Annotated in this window: 12 protein-coding genes, 1 pseudogene and 1 riboswitch; of the genes and pseudogenes, 3 read left to right on the top strand and 10 right to left on the bottom strand. The window is 41.6% G+C overall.

Annotated elements, in window-relative coordinates; genetic code table 11:
* Positions 1-138 precede the first annotated feature (138 nt).
* Entirely contained in the window at positions 139-1125 is a 987-nt protein-coding gene (locus KUV80_RS08310; RefSeq protein ID WP_222462173.1) for a Gfo/Idh/MocA family protein, read from the top strand.
* Positions 1126-1135: 10 nt separating this feature from the next.
* Here KUV80_RS08310 and KUV80_RS08315 read toward each other — a convergent pair whose 3' ends face one another.
* The 7 genes from KUV80_RS08315 to KUV80_RS08345 form a co-directional block, all read right to left on the bottom strand.
* Complete coding sequence (locus KUV80_RS08315) at positions 1136-1474, bottom strand: hypothetical protein (protein WP_222462174.1); 339 nt, start codon at positions 1472-1474, stop codon at positions 1136-1138.
* A 402-nt stretch (positions 1475-1876) separates the two neighbouring features.
* Positions 1877-2380, bottom strand: coding sequence for a hypothetical protein (locus tag KUV80_RS08320; RefSeq protein ID WP_222462298.1), 504 nt, complete (start codon positions 2378-2380; stop codon positions 1877-1879).
* Positions 2381-2489: 109 nt separating this feature from the next.
* Positions 2490-3941, bottom strand: coding sequence for an exopolysaccharide Pel transporter PelG (gene pelG, locus KUV80_RS08325; protein WP_222462175.1), 1452 nt, complete (start codon positions 3939-3941; stop codon positions 2490-2492).
* Positions 3904-5346, bottom strand: coding sequence for a GT4 family glycosyltransferase PelF (pelF, locus tag KUV80_RS08330; RefSeq protein WP_246625053.1), 1443 nt, complete (start codon positions 5344-5346; stop codon positions 3904-3906). Before pelF ends, pelG begins: the two co-directional genes overlap by 38 nt.
* Positions 5343-7175, bottom strand: coding sequence for a DUF2194 domain-containing protein (locus KUV80_RS08335; protein WP_222462176.1), 1833 nt, complete (start codon positions 7173-7175; stop codon positions 5343-5345). The genes pelF and KUV80_RS08335 overlap by 4 nt, the downstream gene beginning before the upstream one ends.
* Positions 7168-8076: a hypothetical protein gene (locus tag KUV80_RS08340; protein ID WP_222462177.1), complete on the bottom strand. Its 909-nt coding sequence runs from the start codon at positions 8074-8076 to the stop codon at positions 7168-7170. Before KUV80_RS08340 ends, KUV80_RS08335 begins: the two co-directional genes overlap by 8 nt.
* Complete coding sequence (locus tag KUV80_RS08345; protein ID WP_222462178.1) at positions 8067-9266, bottom strand: hypothetical protein; 1200 nt, start codon at positions 9264-9266, stop codon at positions 8067-8069. The genes KUV80_RS08340 and KUV80_RS08345 overlap by 10 nt, the downstream gene beginning before the upstream one ends.
* Positions 9267-9349: 83 nt before the next feature.
* A riboswitch (cyclic di-GMP riboswitch) is annotated at positions 9350-9438 on the top strand.
* Positions 9439-9471: 33 nt separating this feature from the next.
* On the opposite strand from KUV80_RS08345, the gene KUV80_RS08350 reads away from it, so the two are divergent.
* The gene (locus KUV80_RS08350; RefSeq protein WP_222462179.1) at positions 9472-10323 is read left to right on the top strand and encodes a putative glycoside hydrolase; all 852 of its coding nucleotides are present in this window, start codon (positions 9472-9474) and stop codon (positions 10321-10323) included.
* Here KUV80_RS08350 and KUV80_RS08355 read toward each other — a convergent pair.
* Positions 10308-11252: an NAD-dependent epimerase/dehydratase family protein gene (locus KUV80_RS08355; RefSeq protein ID WP_246625054.1), complete on the bottom strand. Its 945-nt coding sequence runs from the start codon at positions 11250-11252 to the stop codon at positions 10308-10310. The genes KUV80_RS08350 and KUV80_RS08355 overlap by 16 nt on opposite strands.
* A 259-nt stretch (positions 11253-11511) precedes the next feature.
* Between KUV80_RS08355 and KUV80_RS08360 the strand changes: the two genes are divergently transcribed.
* On the top strand, positions 11512-12291 hold the full coding sequence (locus KUV80_RS08360) for a lipase family protein (protein WP_222462180.1): 780 nt from the start codon (positions 11512-11514) through the stop codon (positions 12289-12291).
* 97 nt (positions 12292-12388) lie between these two features.
* Here KUV80_RS08360 and KUV80_RS08365 read toward each other — a convergent pair whose 3' ends face one another.
* A complete protein-coding gene (locus tag KUV80_RS08365) occupies positions 12389-12943 on the bottom strand; it encodes a GNAT family N-acetyltransferase (protein ID WP_222462181.1) in 555 nt (184 codons plus the stop codon).
* Between the two features lie 132 nt (positions 12944-13075).
* Positions 13076-14205: pseudogene (locus KUV80_RS08370) on the bottom strand (ABC transporter ATP-binding protein).
* Between the last annotated feature and the right edge of the window lie 34 nt (positions 14206-14239).

The following is a 14239-nucleotide window of genomic DNA, read 5'->3' on the forward strand; positions in this document are numbered from 1 at the left end:
TATCGCAAGAAACTTTTTCCGACAAAAATAGTGCAACAGTCCTCATGATTTGTCAGCAACGTGACTATAGGAGTAGAATACATACTAGGAAAACGGTAAGGCTTTTGTCTACCCCATTTATGAAGGGAATGCATACATATGAGATTTGGTGTAATCGGAACGAACTGGATAACAGAAAGCTTTATTGCAGCGGCTAGTGCTGTCGAGAGTTTTACATTATCAGCAGTTTATTCACGTACAGAGGAAAAGGCGAAGGAATTTGCAGAAAAAAACGGTGCTGAATATACGTTTACGGATCTTGAGGAAATGGCTGCGAGCTCCGCAATTGATGCGGTCTATATCGCAAGCCCAAACTCGTTTCATGCGGAGCAAGCAATAACGTTCATGAATCATGGCAAGCACGTGATCTGTGAGAAGCCGGTTGCGTCGAATGCACACGAACTCGAGCAAATGATCCAAACGGCAAAAGAAAACAACGTTCTTTTAATGGAAGCGATGCGCTCAACTGTGACACCAAATTTTAAGAGCGTAATGGACAACTTACATAAGATCGGACCCGTTCGCCGGTACTTTGCGAGCTCGTGTCAGTACTCTTCCCGCTACGACACATATAAAGAAGGAACGGTGCTCAACGCGTTTAATCCCACATTCTCCAATGGTTCTCTCATGGACATCGGCATCTATTGTCTGTACCCGATGGTCGTTCTTTTTGGAAGTCCTGATTCGGTAAAGGCAAACGGACTTCTATTAGATTCCGGAGTAGATGGTGAAGGCAGCATCCTCTTAAACTATGGAGACAAAGATGCGGTCGTGATGTATTCGAAGATCTCAAACTCGTACGTCCCGTCTGAAATTCAAGGCGAGAACGGAAGCATCTTAATCGACCATATTCAAGACATGACGAAGGTGGAAATCCGGTATAAAGATGGAACGACTGAAGATATTACGGTGAAGCAAGACAAGCCGAAGATGTATTATGAAGCGAAGGAATTTATTGAATTGATTGAGCGTGGTGAACTGGAGTCTAACGTGAACTCACACGCCAACTCCCTTGCTGTTATGAAGATCATGGATGAAGCGAGAAAGCAGATGGGGTTAGTCTACCCAGCGGACAATCGTTCATAGAATTAGCGTTTTATTTTCGAAGACCAACACCTAACGCTTTTTTCGTTTCTTTATCCAAATAAACAATAAGGGGTCCAAGATCTCCGTCGTTTGTTGTTTTAAATGTAACTTTTAATGTTGGGAGATTTTCAATGTTAACCCATTTGTTTTCATGGTTTTCCACTTCAACGGTTTCCGTCGAGATAAACTCTTCCACTTGGGCATCTTCCCAGTCCTTGATGCTTTGTTGAGAAGAAGCATCCAAATAATTATAAGCTCGTTTTATATCATTAGAATATGGTGAATCAGAACTGCATGATACTAATAAAACAGTAGCCCACAAGGTAATCATAATTTGTATTCGTTTCATTTGAGACCCCTTTGATACTTATCGATCTTTTAGAGGCTATGCTCTAAAAGATATTTGCTAATGGTCTTTTCTTTTTCTTCATTGACCAGTTGTTTGGAGTGCAAGGTGCGAGACTACGGCTAGGATTAGTGGGACAGTCGGAAAAGCGAAAGCGGCGGAAATCAACTACTCTCAAAGACTCTTTTCTATAGATAGTTGCAAACGTTCGTTATTCTCTTCATTGACCAGTTGATTAGAGTGCAAGGTGCGAGACTCCTGCGGGATCAGCGGGACAGGTGAGACTCCTAATGGTGCTTGCACCAAGGAGGCTCACCGTACGCCCCGCGGAAAGCGAGCATCCTGAAACGGAAATCAACTCTCAAAACATCAGATGATTCCTATCTAAGCGTTCTTATTTTTTGTCTAATACTCCATCGAATTTGCTGCCTTTACAAGATCCTTAATCGTAATTTCTTTTTCACTATCTGTAACGACGCTTATGCCATAGTACAAATCGTCTTTCTTCCAGCGGATGCTCTTCGCATTGGGAGTATCCGTTTCAATCACAACCTCTGTGCCGTCTTTTAGCTTTGTTGTCTTAAACGCCCCATCCCCAGAAAAGCTAGAGTTCTTATTCTGAAACGTCGTCACATGAAGCACGGTTGCTTCTCCATCTCCATAAACAAACTCCGTATGAACAATATCCCCTTTTGGATCTCCAGGTAGATCTCCCGCATACATCAACTCAACATTCTTCGGTTCAAATGGAAGTTCCTCAGGTGCCGCTAAACGTTCCTGCACCGTTTCCGGCAATTGTTCGGCCACCTTTTTCACTTCTGGATAGTCTTCTTTCAATTGTTCAACGACACCGTTTCCACTGCACGCCGTTAAGAAAACCAGGAACGCTGCTGCTATGATCTTTTTCATCTTTATCCCCCCTGTCTTCCCTATATTCAATAAAATGGCATTAAATACCTGTAACATGGATAAAAAAAACGCCAGGAATCCTCATGTTCCTAACGTTTCGTCTGTTTTCCTAAGCTATTCGGTTTAAGAGAATGGACAGCTTCGTCATGGCGCCATCTTCCCTTTTATATTCTGTGTGGCAAAACGTATAATAGTCTATTTTTTCAACATAGGAGAACAGTCTGACAAAAGAGATAATCATACTGATCAGGCTGCCGATAACGAATCCCATTCCATAATATGTTGGCCCGAATGGCAGAAGGACGAGTGAAAACAGCAAGACGCCCATAAAGAAGCTGTAAGCAGACCAAGCGGCACCTTTTCGATCATCAAAATACAGAAGAAGGAGAATCATAACCAAGGTTAGACCGTTACAAAAGGCACCAATAATCGCATAGCGCAGAATGTGAACGAACAGATCGTTAGCAAGCACGATCGGAACAAGCAAGAACGTTAGTCCAATCAGTCCGGCAGAGAACAATCCTTGTGTTCGAAACAATCGTTCAATCTCTTGTTTCAAGACGAGAATCATCTTGTCTTTCGCTTTATGGATCTGCTTTAAGTTTCCGCCTTTGTTCACGAACTCATAATACGTACGGTATCTCTCGTAAAATCTCGTTTCGACTGAGACGACGAAGAGCACATACGTCGGCAGGATCGATAAATACGCATAGAAGAGCGCTGAGTCATACTGCGGCATGAATAAAAAGAAACCGAATCGCTGCTCGCTTTCTCCTAACAGCCAGATAACGCCATTTCCTGTCCATAATCCAATATTGTATAGAGTTCCCGTAATAAACAAGGACGGATAATAATCAAAGTAACGAAGGTATTCGAACTCCCCGCCTTCATCCGATGCTGGATATGTGGCGAATACCGCATGAGACAACCATAACAAAGTAACTGCAAATCCGAGCCAGAAGCATGCTAATAGAACGTGAGCCTGACTGTAGGCAATCGGCAGTGACACGTCAACATACAAACAGAGTGCAGTGCTGACTAACGTGACGAAACCTCCCGCTAAAAACCCGAACGAGATGGCTGAATAATTTTTGGCGCCCGATAAAAACAAAAAGAGCACCCATATGGCATTGATGGAAATGAACAACCCTAATACGAGCAGCTTGTAACTGATCGGTAATTCGGCGAGAAACGCAAACACAAGCCATAATAATACCGCGAGCGCCACCGTTGTTTTTAGCATGCCAAGAAATGCCGGCAGCACCTTCTCGGGTTTATCTTCGTACAAACAATCTGATACATACCGGGTGACGACAAGCTGCTGTAAGCCGAACAGAACTTGAGAAAAGATAAAGCAATACGTGACCGACAGCAAGAATAACTCTCTGTCCACTTTTGCGATTCCCACACGAGAGAACGCGAGCTGAAGAACCGTTATGGTGGTAATAACGAGCAGCCACGGTCCAGCTGTGACGAACAGCGAGTACAGATAGGCTTTTATTCTTGAAGAATAGTAATCTTCTTTAAACAGTTTTTGTAATTGAAAGCCTATTCCTGCCATATCTCATGTCCTTTCGATATAATCGCTCATAGCTCTCGCTGACTTTTTCACTGGAATATAAGGTAACCGCTCTTCGTCTTCCCGTCTCCCCTAACTCGGGCAGCAGATCTCGGTTGTGGATACACCACGAGATCCGTTCCGCTAATGCTTCCGGGTTCACAGGCGGAACGACAAACCCGCACGAACCGAAGACATCATCTTCACGGCCTTCAATCAATTCTCTGCAGCCTCCGACGTCTGTTACAATCCACGGTTTTCCATACGCCATCCCTTCCAACACGGCTAATGGCTGTCCTTCTGAAATGCTCGAGAGCACACACACATCATACTTCCCTACATATTGGGTGATATCTACTAAACCTTTAAAATGAACAACAGACGATAACCCTAATTCAGCGACTAGCTTCAAGCAGGCATCCGCATATTCCGGGTCTTCTTTATCTGGACCGAGTATTTCCCACTGAAATTTTTCTCCTTGGCTTTGAAGAATTTTAGCTGTGTAGATCATTGTCTTAATATCCTTAATCGGAACGACACGCACGATGCTTCCGATTGTAAACATCGTTTGGCTGGATTCCGTTGTAACGGTTGTCTCTGGAATGGTGATACCGTTTGGAATAATGTTTGTCTTCTTGATCGGCGCACCAAGCTCGATCTGGTAGAGTCTATTATTCTCAAAAAGAGATACGATGTCCCGGGCAACGGTATACGCCTGTCGGGACAAGTGGTGGAAGAACTGAATCCATCTTTTTTTATACTCAAGGGGAACCCAGCCGGCACGCAAGATTTCTTCTTCCCGTTCCCTTGAATAGATGCCATGCTCTGTAATCACAAACGGTTTATTTCGTTTCACAGAAAGATAGGCTCCTAGAAGACCTCCGTATCCGGTCGAAAAGCTATGGTAGAGGTCGACGTCACTTCCTGTGGATTGCTGAAGCAGCTGGATTACAGGTGTGTACATCGATTTGTACGTATACACATAGTCAAGAAATGACCCGCTCTGTTCTTCATACTGATAAGCGCGCTGAACAATTTCATAGAACTCGGGACTTTGAAAAAAACCCTTCAGATTCCCCATCCTCGTTTGGTCACCGATTAACAAAAGCGTATTCGGATCAACCGATTGAAACGTGAACCATTCAAATAAATGTTCAACTTCCTGCTTTGTTAGGTTGGGTTTTCGTTCAAAGCTGGAAGTTTCACTTACAGAGATGGGAAGGTTTTTCAGAAAATCAAAATTCCACGGCAGATCATACTCGATATCAGAGACGACTTTTTGCTCGCTCGTAATTGTATACATCCCAAATGAGAAACCATGAAGCTGTGAGGTTAGAAGATGTGCCCAACTGGATACACCGCCACTCACGAATGGATAGCTTCCTTCGGCAATTAAGCCTACCTTCATCTTCCTTCCTCCTTCACGCTGATTTTCGCATCAGGTTTCGTTAACTTTAGTACATAATGATTTTCGCTCAATTGTAGTACTTCTCCAAAGTCATAGGACCCTGTTTGAATGGTTCTTCCATTCTCCGTATAGATCGTTAACATGGAAGGATTCGGTACGTTGTATCCATGAATCTCGATCTCATTCTTTGAATACGTAACACTCCATTCCCCTTTTTCGTACACTTCCATCCTTCTCTTCGCATCAAGCTGTTTAAGAGGAATGAAATAAGGATACGTTTCATTCACGAACTGGTTCATCGTTTCAAACGTTTCTTTCAACTCTTTCCATGTAAGCTGATTCGAACGATTCTCATCAATGACATCATCCGGATGCACAAAGTGAGACATAACCCCAAAGTTTGCTACCGTATCCACAAGTTCATACTGGTCTTCTTTATTGAAGTGATAACCACTCGAAATCCGCGGAAAATGATAAAGCTGTTTATATTCTTGATCATAGCCAAACTCTTGCACATATGTGCCTTTTTCTGGTGAACCTGTATATAGGCTCGCGATCACCTCTAGCTCTGGAAAGCTTTTAACTAAAGCCTCTTTTCCTGTCTCGTTCAACACATTGGAAGGAGGCACGTACGTCTTAATCGTCTCGTTCGGATAAAGCTCATCGGTAACCTTTTTCATCTCTTGAAGAGAGGCTTCCATTTCGCTTCGGTCCTTCCACGGACGATAACCAAGGTCTTTATCTGCCGGCTCATCATTCGTTACAAGGGATTGGTGGTTGTAGCCATGAAGACTGAGTTCTCCGCCTTCTTGAAGCAGCTTCCTTCCACTTTCAAGTAAATATTTCTTGTTTCTTCTTAAGAGCTCGTTTTTTGTGAGTGCTGGATCATCAGAATAGGAACCAATTATGGCCCCTGTGTATAGCAGGTCATATTGGTCAGCCACCTTTTTCATGTCATCCCACCATACATCCTGAAAGAAGTCAGAGTACAGCATGCCATATTCCTTATTGATTTTATCAACTTCACCTTGCAGGATGGGAGCAGGGAAATCATCAATGTACATCACTTTTCCGCCAAACTGATGGGTAGCAAGAAACGGAAAGAAAAAAGGAAAGGACTGAACGACAAGTCCTCTTGTCACTTTTTCATGATTGCCTGTGCCGTTCCAAACGATAACTTGGCCTTTTCCCCAAGAGTGCTTCCACAACAAAGGGTTATTATCTGCGAATAGATAGGTCGAGGTATTTTCAGCAAGATCCACATCGAGCATGCTATTTGTAATAAGAGAGGAAGAAGCATCGAGATCGGGATAACCAGGAAAAAACGACTCAGTGAACGTAATCCCGTTTACGGTATCAAAAAAACCTCTTTTCTGTTTAATACCTAGAAGTTCATTCCACTCTTGATTAAAAAAACGGGTGGTGAACATGACATTGCCCCCACCTTGAACATAGGCGTTTACGTCTTTCAGTGACCATTCACTCGATCCCTCTCCCGAGAAAATGACGATGTGATACGGAGAAGGTTGCAGCTTGTTCATCTTGTTGGTATTTATCTTCTCGTATGGAATTTTGGCGTTGTCCAACGCTTCTACTATATTGTTTATGACCATTTTCCCTATCGTGTCTTCTGCATCAACCAGATAGACTTTAAAGCTTGATTGTTTCTTAGGAACTAAAGAGGTCATGCTCTCTGTGATTACCGTCGTATTCTCAGCTCGAACAGGAAGATCAATATACAGCCTGTCCATGTTCATATAGAAAACAACGGCAAGCATCACAAGAACACCGATGATTGGAAAAAGAATGATTTTATAACTGTTAAACATCACTACCACCACTTAGTTGTTGAAGAATTCTTTGTTCATTTATACTCATAGACGAAAAGTCAGGATGTTTCTGAAGAGCTGTAACCATTTTAAAGACCATGTGCCACTTTTTATTGGAGTAATACGTCTGCAGAAGTCCCCAATATCCAAAATGATAGTGAGGATGTGTTTGGCACAAACGCTCAAAAATCGCTTCTGCTTTTTTAACATTTCTCGAGATATAATAGCTGCCTACCATATATTGAATCTTAGGATGCGACGAAAACGTATCGGCCGCTTCATGTAAATAGAATTGATACTCATCCAAAACCGGTTGAGCGAGATTTTTCGGATAAAGCTCATTCTTGATATACACTTCGTAAAAGTTTAATAGGGAGATGTAGGATTCACTGTCTGTGTAAGTCAGTTCCTGTTTTAAGGTTTGTAGCTTATCTTTCATCTGATCATATGCGGCGTTCAGCGTCGTGGCAGCATAATACACGGTATCACTATCTTTCATGCTCATTACGTCTTTGATCACCTTGCCTGTAAACAAAGCAGGATTGGAGGATAACTCTAAGATCATCTGCTTCATGTAGTAATGGTCATTCATTTTCAGCGCATCTGTAATCGAGAGCATGTCAGACTCCACCTTCAGCTTTTCCCTTACATGCTCATAATTGTAGACACGGCGTGAAATGTAGTCGCTGTATTCTTCGTTCGTGTTGCTCATAGGGTCTCTTGCATGATAGATCATGAGCAGCATACCTAGAAACAAGCCGATAAACGGCAAAATCAAGGATACAACAACAAACCACGTTCGTAATTCTTTCGGAAATTTCTTGTTTCCGTACATACTGAGAAAGGCAATCAAAAATACGATCAAATAATACAAATAGAAAGAGAAGATGATCAGTTCCATGTAGTCTCCTTCACCCTCAAACGGACATCAACACGATTTTTGACAGTCTCGCTAAATTTTGGATCGGTAGCCGGCAACAGGACGGATAAGCGGTTGTTGGTTTCATCGTATCCGGTTATATCGATTTCACGAAGAACACGGTTCAGGATAAGGTCTAGTGAGCGTATGTCTCCTTGCCAATTAATTTCAAACAACGCATACGGCTGCTGCAAGGACTCTAGTCGCTCTTTCTCAATTTCTAAACGTTTTAAGAAGGAAGCCTCTTTGTATATATTGGTTCCCAAGTATCGTTCATCACGATTGATTTCTCGATCATATTGATACGCAAAGGACAGCCGGTTCCCCATCCAATTTAGACATGTATTTAGCCAATGAATATTGTATTTCGTAAGCTGCATCAGATCCACAGAATCAATACTGCAGATGTAGCGGACTTTTCCTGCCACTAGAATCGGTCCTGCGATCGTTGGGGACCCTTCATCATCATCACTGTTCCGAAGAAGGACTTGCTCTTTATGAATGACTTTTTGGAAAAGTGAAGGGCTATCATTCAAAAAGAGCGTTTGCGGAGAATCGCCGTCTTTATTCCATCGCAGCTTCATGCGCAACGAATCTCCATGCTCAGAGAGATAGTAGATGCTGATCTGCTCGGCTTGAAACTGCTCGCGAATCACGGTCATCGCCTCATTAAAGATCAATTCCGGTTCCGTATGATTCATAGCGCTCATCATCTCATAGATGGACGAGAGACTGTTCCGATTTTCGAGCAATCGGTTCTTCAGCTGTTCCGTCGTTTTCATCGCTTCGTTTAAGGTAGAATCAATCTCATCCCTCTCCTCCACCGTCTCTTCATACCGATGAACAATGTCTGTATACCGGTCTTTCTGTGATAGGCTATAGCTTCCGCAAATAAAATAGAGCAGAAAATAGACACCAAACAGACTAAGGTTTACAGGATTTCTCATCACTTCGAGCATCTCTTCTTCCCTTAGATAAGAATGAACAAAAAAATGCACGCAAGCTGCAACAAAGGGAATCGTTCCTACATAAAGACCATAGCGCAATGAGAATAATACAATAAAGACGATCCAGACAAACGGCATCAGTTCGTATATAAGGGTGTTTTCGAACTGGATCGCTACATATAATAGACCGGTAACAAGGAAGATCTCTAGTAATTTTAGGAACATACTCCGCTGTTGGTATACCATCAGAAAATTCACAACCTTCTAAATAATGATTGATTCTCAAAAAACCAATTGATACTATGAATATAGGTGATGGGCAAACTTGCTGAAAAGCAAGGACGCAAAGGCATGGGTCGTCGATCTTCCATAAGATAACGATCGCCAGCTTGCTAACCCGTCCCTCTATATGATTATCGGAGGGATACAAATGAATAAACAGTCTGCACTGCAAATTTTTCTATGTATTTTTGTTTTGCTTGTTTTTTCCTTTTCAACCGTCTCAAAAGGTATGGCAAAAGGAGATGCCTACATGCTGAAAAACATTTCTTCCTACAAAATTTATTACGACTCGCCAACTCCTCACATTTTACAACAGATGAAAAAGTATGATCTTGTCATCATAGAGCCAACGCTATACTCCATTGACCAGATCACAACCATCAAACAAGCCGGGACAATAGTGTTCGGATACATCAACACAATGGAAGCCGATAACTGGAACACATCATTCGTCCAGAAGCTAGACAAATCTGATTACTATTACAAAAACGGCAAGAAGGTCTACTTAGAGCAATGGGACGCTCACTTAATGAATTTAACATCTTCTCATTATCAAAGCTTACTTCAAAATGAAATCAAAGAGCAGGTTGTCTCCAAGAAACTAGATGGTGTATTCTTTGACACAGTTGGAGATATTGATGATTACTTCATGAATCAACCTGCTGAATTAAAAGCCCAGCGTGATGGTCTTGTATCCTTGATGAAGCAGGTGAAAACTCAATACCCAAACTTGTCCTTTATTCAAAATTGGGGCTTTGATACATTAAAAGTTGCCACTCTTCCATACGTTGACGGAGTGATGTGGGAATCGTTTCATAAAAACATTGTAAAAAATGATCAGTGGTCTCAAGATCGCATTCAAGATTTGAACAAGCTTCAACGTAAAAAAGACATCGCTATTTTGACCGTTTCCAGTAAACAGCATCAAAGCAGTTCTAAATATGCTGCATCTAAAGGGTTTCTCCATTATCAAGCCAAAAAAGATTACAATTCTTGGTAAACAGCAGACTCCGGAACACATTCGATCGTCTCCTTCAGCCCTTCTAATAGAGAATAATGAGGAATCCAGCCCAGAGCTTCTGCTGCTCGATTATTTTTAAGCAGACTGTGGCGGATTTCTCCTTTTTTATTACCCAAAAAAACTGGCCTAATCGTCTCACCTGTAAGTGTACGAAGAGATTGAAGAACTTCTAATACAGAGGTTGTGGTTGCACTGCTGATGTTCAGCACATCTTTGTCAGCCTTTGTAAGGGCGAGCACGTTTGCTCTTGCTACATCCTTTACATAGACAAAATCCCTCGTCTGATTTCCATCACCATAAACCGTAAACTTCCCGCCTGATCGAAGAGCTTCACAAAACAACGAGATAACCCCAGATTCTCCTTCAGCATTCTGGCCTGGTCCATACACATTCGCATACCTTAAAATGGTATAGTTCAACCCATATAAATCTCCGTAAAGCTTAATGTATTTTTCAGCGGTTAACTTTGATAAACCATAGAAAGAAAGAGGTTCATTACCGTCACTTTCTACACTATCTTTTTCCGTATTGCCGTAAACTGCCGCGCTTGAAGCAAAGATGATTTTTTTTACGTTATAGGTTTTACAGCACTGCAAAAGATGTAAGGTGCCTAAGGTGTTTGTTTCGAGGTCTTGAATGGGATGATCAAGAGAATGATTCACAGATACTTGTGCAGCATGATGAATGACCACATCTGGCTTTTCTTCAGAAAAGATCGCCTCTAGTTCCGCCAAATCTCTACCTAAATCATAGTGATAGAATGGAATATCACCTGGTAGTTTTCCACGTTTTCCAGATGTTAAATTATCGAGTACCGATACAACATGCCCCTGGTTCAGTAACTCTTCCACGATATGTGAACCGATAAATCCCGCGCCTCCTGTTACCATCACTTTCACGTATATCATCCCTTATGTTTCCTAGTTACCATTCGCTTAACATATGACAATAGAATGATAAATTAGGAATATTTTAATCGTTACTACTACTATATTACTATCTGGAGATTCGAATGAGAAGAAAGAGAATTCATTTTAAAGGAAAAATTACAAATTTTTTATATTAAGAGCACGAACTTTTTTTGTTTTTATATAAATAGATGTCTATACTCGTCCTGTGCTTCCTTCATACACTATTACATCTAAGTGTGTATGGGAGGTGGTGCTTGTGGGTAAAGGAAAAAAAGTGTATCCGTTTGATGGTCATTTGGCCCTGTTTCTAGCAGCGATGAGTCACCAAGCGTATCGAATTGCTGAGTTCGGCAGCCTCATCCTGCCTGAAGGGTATATTCTCAAGCGTTCTATCCGTACACCCAAAGGGGAAATATTCGGTTTTATAGCAGAATCCTGCGATACAGTTGTTGTCTCTTTTCGAGGAACAACAAATCTTAGTAACGTAACGGCGTACTTAAACATCTCTCAAGTCTCTTTTCCTTTTTTAAAAAGGGGCGGAAAAACACATAGTGGCATTACCCGTATTTATGAACAAGCGAGATATCGGATCATGAAAACGATGAAACGCATTCCTTCGTGTAAAAGACTGCTCGTAACCGGGCATAGTTTAGGAGGAAGTATCGCGACGTTATTCTCGTTGGATGCAGCGGTGAACACCCCTTTCAGAAATCCAATTCTTTATACGTTTGCCACCTTGCCAATTGGTGATCAAGACTTTATTCATCAATATAATAAAAAAGTAAAGAACAACATCAATATTGTGAACGAGCATGACGCGGTTTCGAAGCGGTTGACTCCGTTTTTGTTCCGGCAGGACACCCACATGTACCAGACCATCGGGCAAGAATATCGCTTATGTTTCAGGCGAAGGCGCATGACTCTCAATCATAAAATCATCTGCTACTTTTATCAGTTAAAAAAGCTCTATCCCGACTTCGCCAGAAAGATGTGTGTGAACAATCCTGGCTTCTGCCCAATTACATTAAACTGTTAAAGAAAAATCCGCCCAACGGTTGTTGAACGGATTTTTATTATGATGTTTTATTATGAAATCTACTATCTCTAATTTGTCCTCTTTAAACGACAATGGCTTATGAGGGCTTTTCCCATTCTTTTCGTAAAATGCCCATTTTAATGGCATCGAAATACTCACCCTCCACCATTCTCGCATCTCTTATTCTCGCTTCTTCCTTCATCCCTATTTTTTCTGCAACCTTCATCATTCGTACATTTCCTGACCACGTTGACATTCCCAATCGATGCAGCTCAGTCGAACGGAATAGAAAGTCAATCCAGAGCTTGTATGCCTCTGTTCCGTACCCACCATTCCAGAAAGTTTTATCATAAAGAACGATACCCGTCTCTAACCAGTTCGTATTTTTATCTACCCAATAAGAACTCACCGTTCCAACGAATACTTCTCCTGAAACAATGATTAAGGTGCTCGGAATGCATGGTAAGATCTCATAGTTCGTCTTCCAGCTTTTATGAAATTCTTCCTTTGTCATGAACGGTTCAGGGATGTAAGGACCATTCCATTTTTTCGCTGCCTGTTCTGTTTCTTCAAATCTCCAATAATACAATTCATCGAGATCCTGTTGAGAAGCTTCTCGCAGCTCGATCTTTTTTCCAACTATTTTAATCATAATGAATATGTGCCCTCCAGATGGTTTTGACGATCAGTGAGCAATCCTGCTCTAACCATACCAATTATTTCAAAAATGAATAACGAACTCAATAAAAAGAAGCTTACCATGGGAGGTAAGCGTCAAATCTACTTAATTTGCTAATAGCTTTTCAATAGGTTCTTCTAAAATGATACGTTGTTTCGTTTCAGCGTCAAAAAAGTGGCAGTGTTCATGTCTAATTTTAACTCAATCAAATTGCCGGGGGTAAAATTTTCATTCGAATTAAGTCTTGCCACAACTTTCTTATCTTCAACATTTACATATACATATGTTTCAGATCCCATAGACTCTGCAAAATCAACAGTTGTCTTAATCAACGCCTTATTCTGAATCTCACAATCTTCCTTGACCTCGAAAATATATTCAGGGCGAATTCCTAAAATTACCCGTTGATTCTCATATCCCTTTTGCCGAAGAAGGTTCATCTTCGTCTCAGGTAGTGAAAGATGAGTATCTCCAACTTGTACGTTACCCGCTTTCAATGTACCGTTCATGAAATTCATGGCTGGGGAACCAATAAATTCACCCACGAAGGTGTTGATGGGATAATCATAAATCTCTTTAGGTGTTCCTGCTTGTTGAATCACACCGTCTTTCATAACGACCATTCTAGTGGCCATCGTCATTGCTTCCGTCTGGTCGTGGGTTACATAAATGGTAGTTGTTTTTAGCTTACGATGTAATTTTACAATTTCGGCACGCATCTGACCTCTTAACTTCGCATCCAGGTTTGACAATGGTTCGTCCATTAAAAACAGCTTAGCATCTCGGACAATTGCGCGGCCTAATGCCACTCTTTGGCGCTGTCCACCAGAAAGGGCTTTTGGCTTCCGATTCAAATATTGTTCGAGCCCAAGGATATTGGCCGCATACTCTACTCTCTGTCTAATCTCATCTTTTTTAATCTTTTTAAGCTTTAGCCCGAAAGCCATATTATCGTAAACACTCATATGCGGATATAGGGCATAGTTTTGGAACACCATCGCGATGTCACGGTCTTTTGGCGGAACATCATTCATACGCTGTCCATTGATTAGAAAATCACCTTCCGTTATTTCTTCCAAACCGGCAATCATTCGTAAAGTAGTGGACTTCCCACAGCCTGATGGTCCGACAAGTACGATAAACTCTTCATCGTGGATCTTCAGATTGAAGTCCTTTACCGCTTTTACATGTTTATCATAATACTTGTTGATTTGATGAAGCTGTAACTCTGCCATATGTCATCCTCCAGTCACTCTAGTTGTTTATTAC

The sequence above is a fragment of the Fictibacillus nanhaiensis genome, from assembly GCF_019801215.1.
Classification (GTDB): Bacteria; Bacillota; Bacilli; order Bacillales; family Fictibacillaceae; genus Fictibacillus; species Fictibacillus nanhaiensis_C.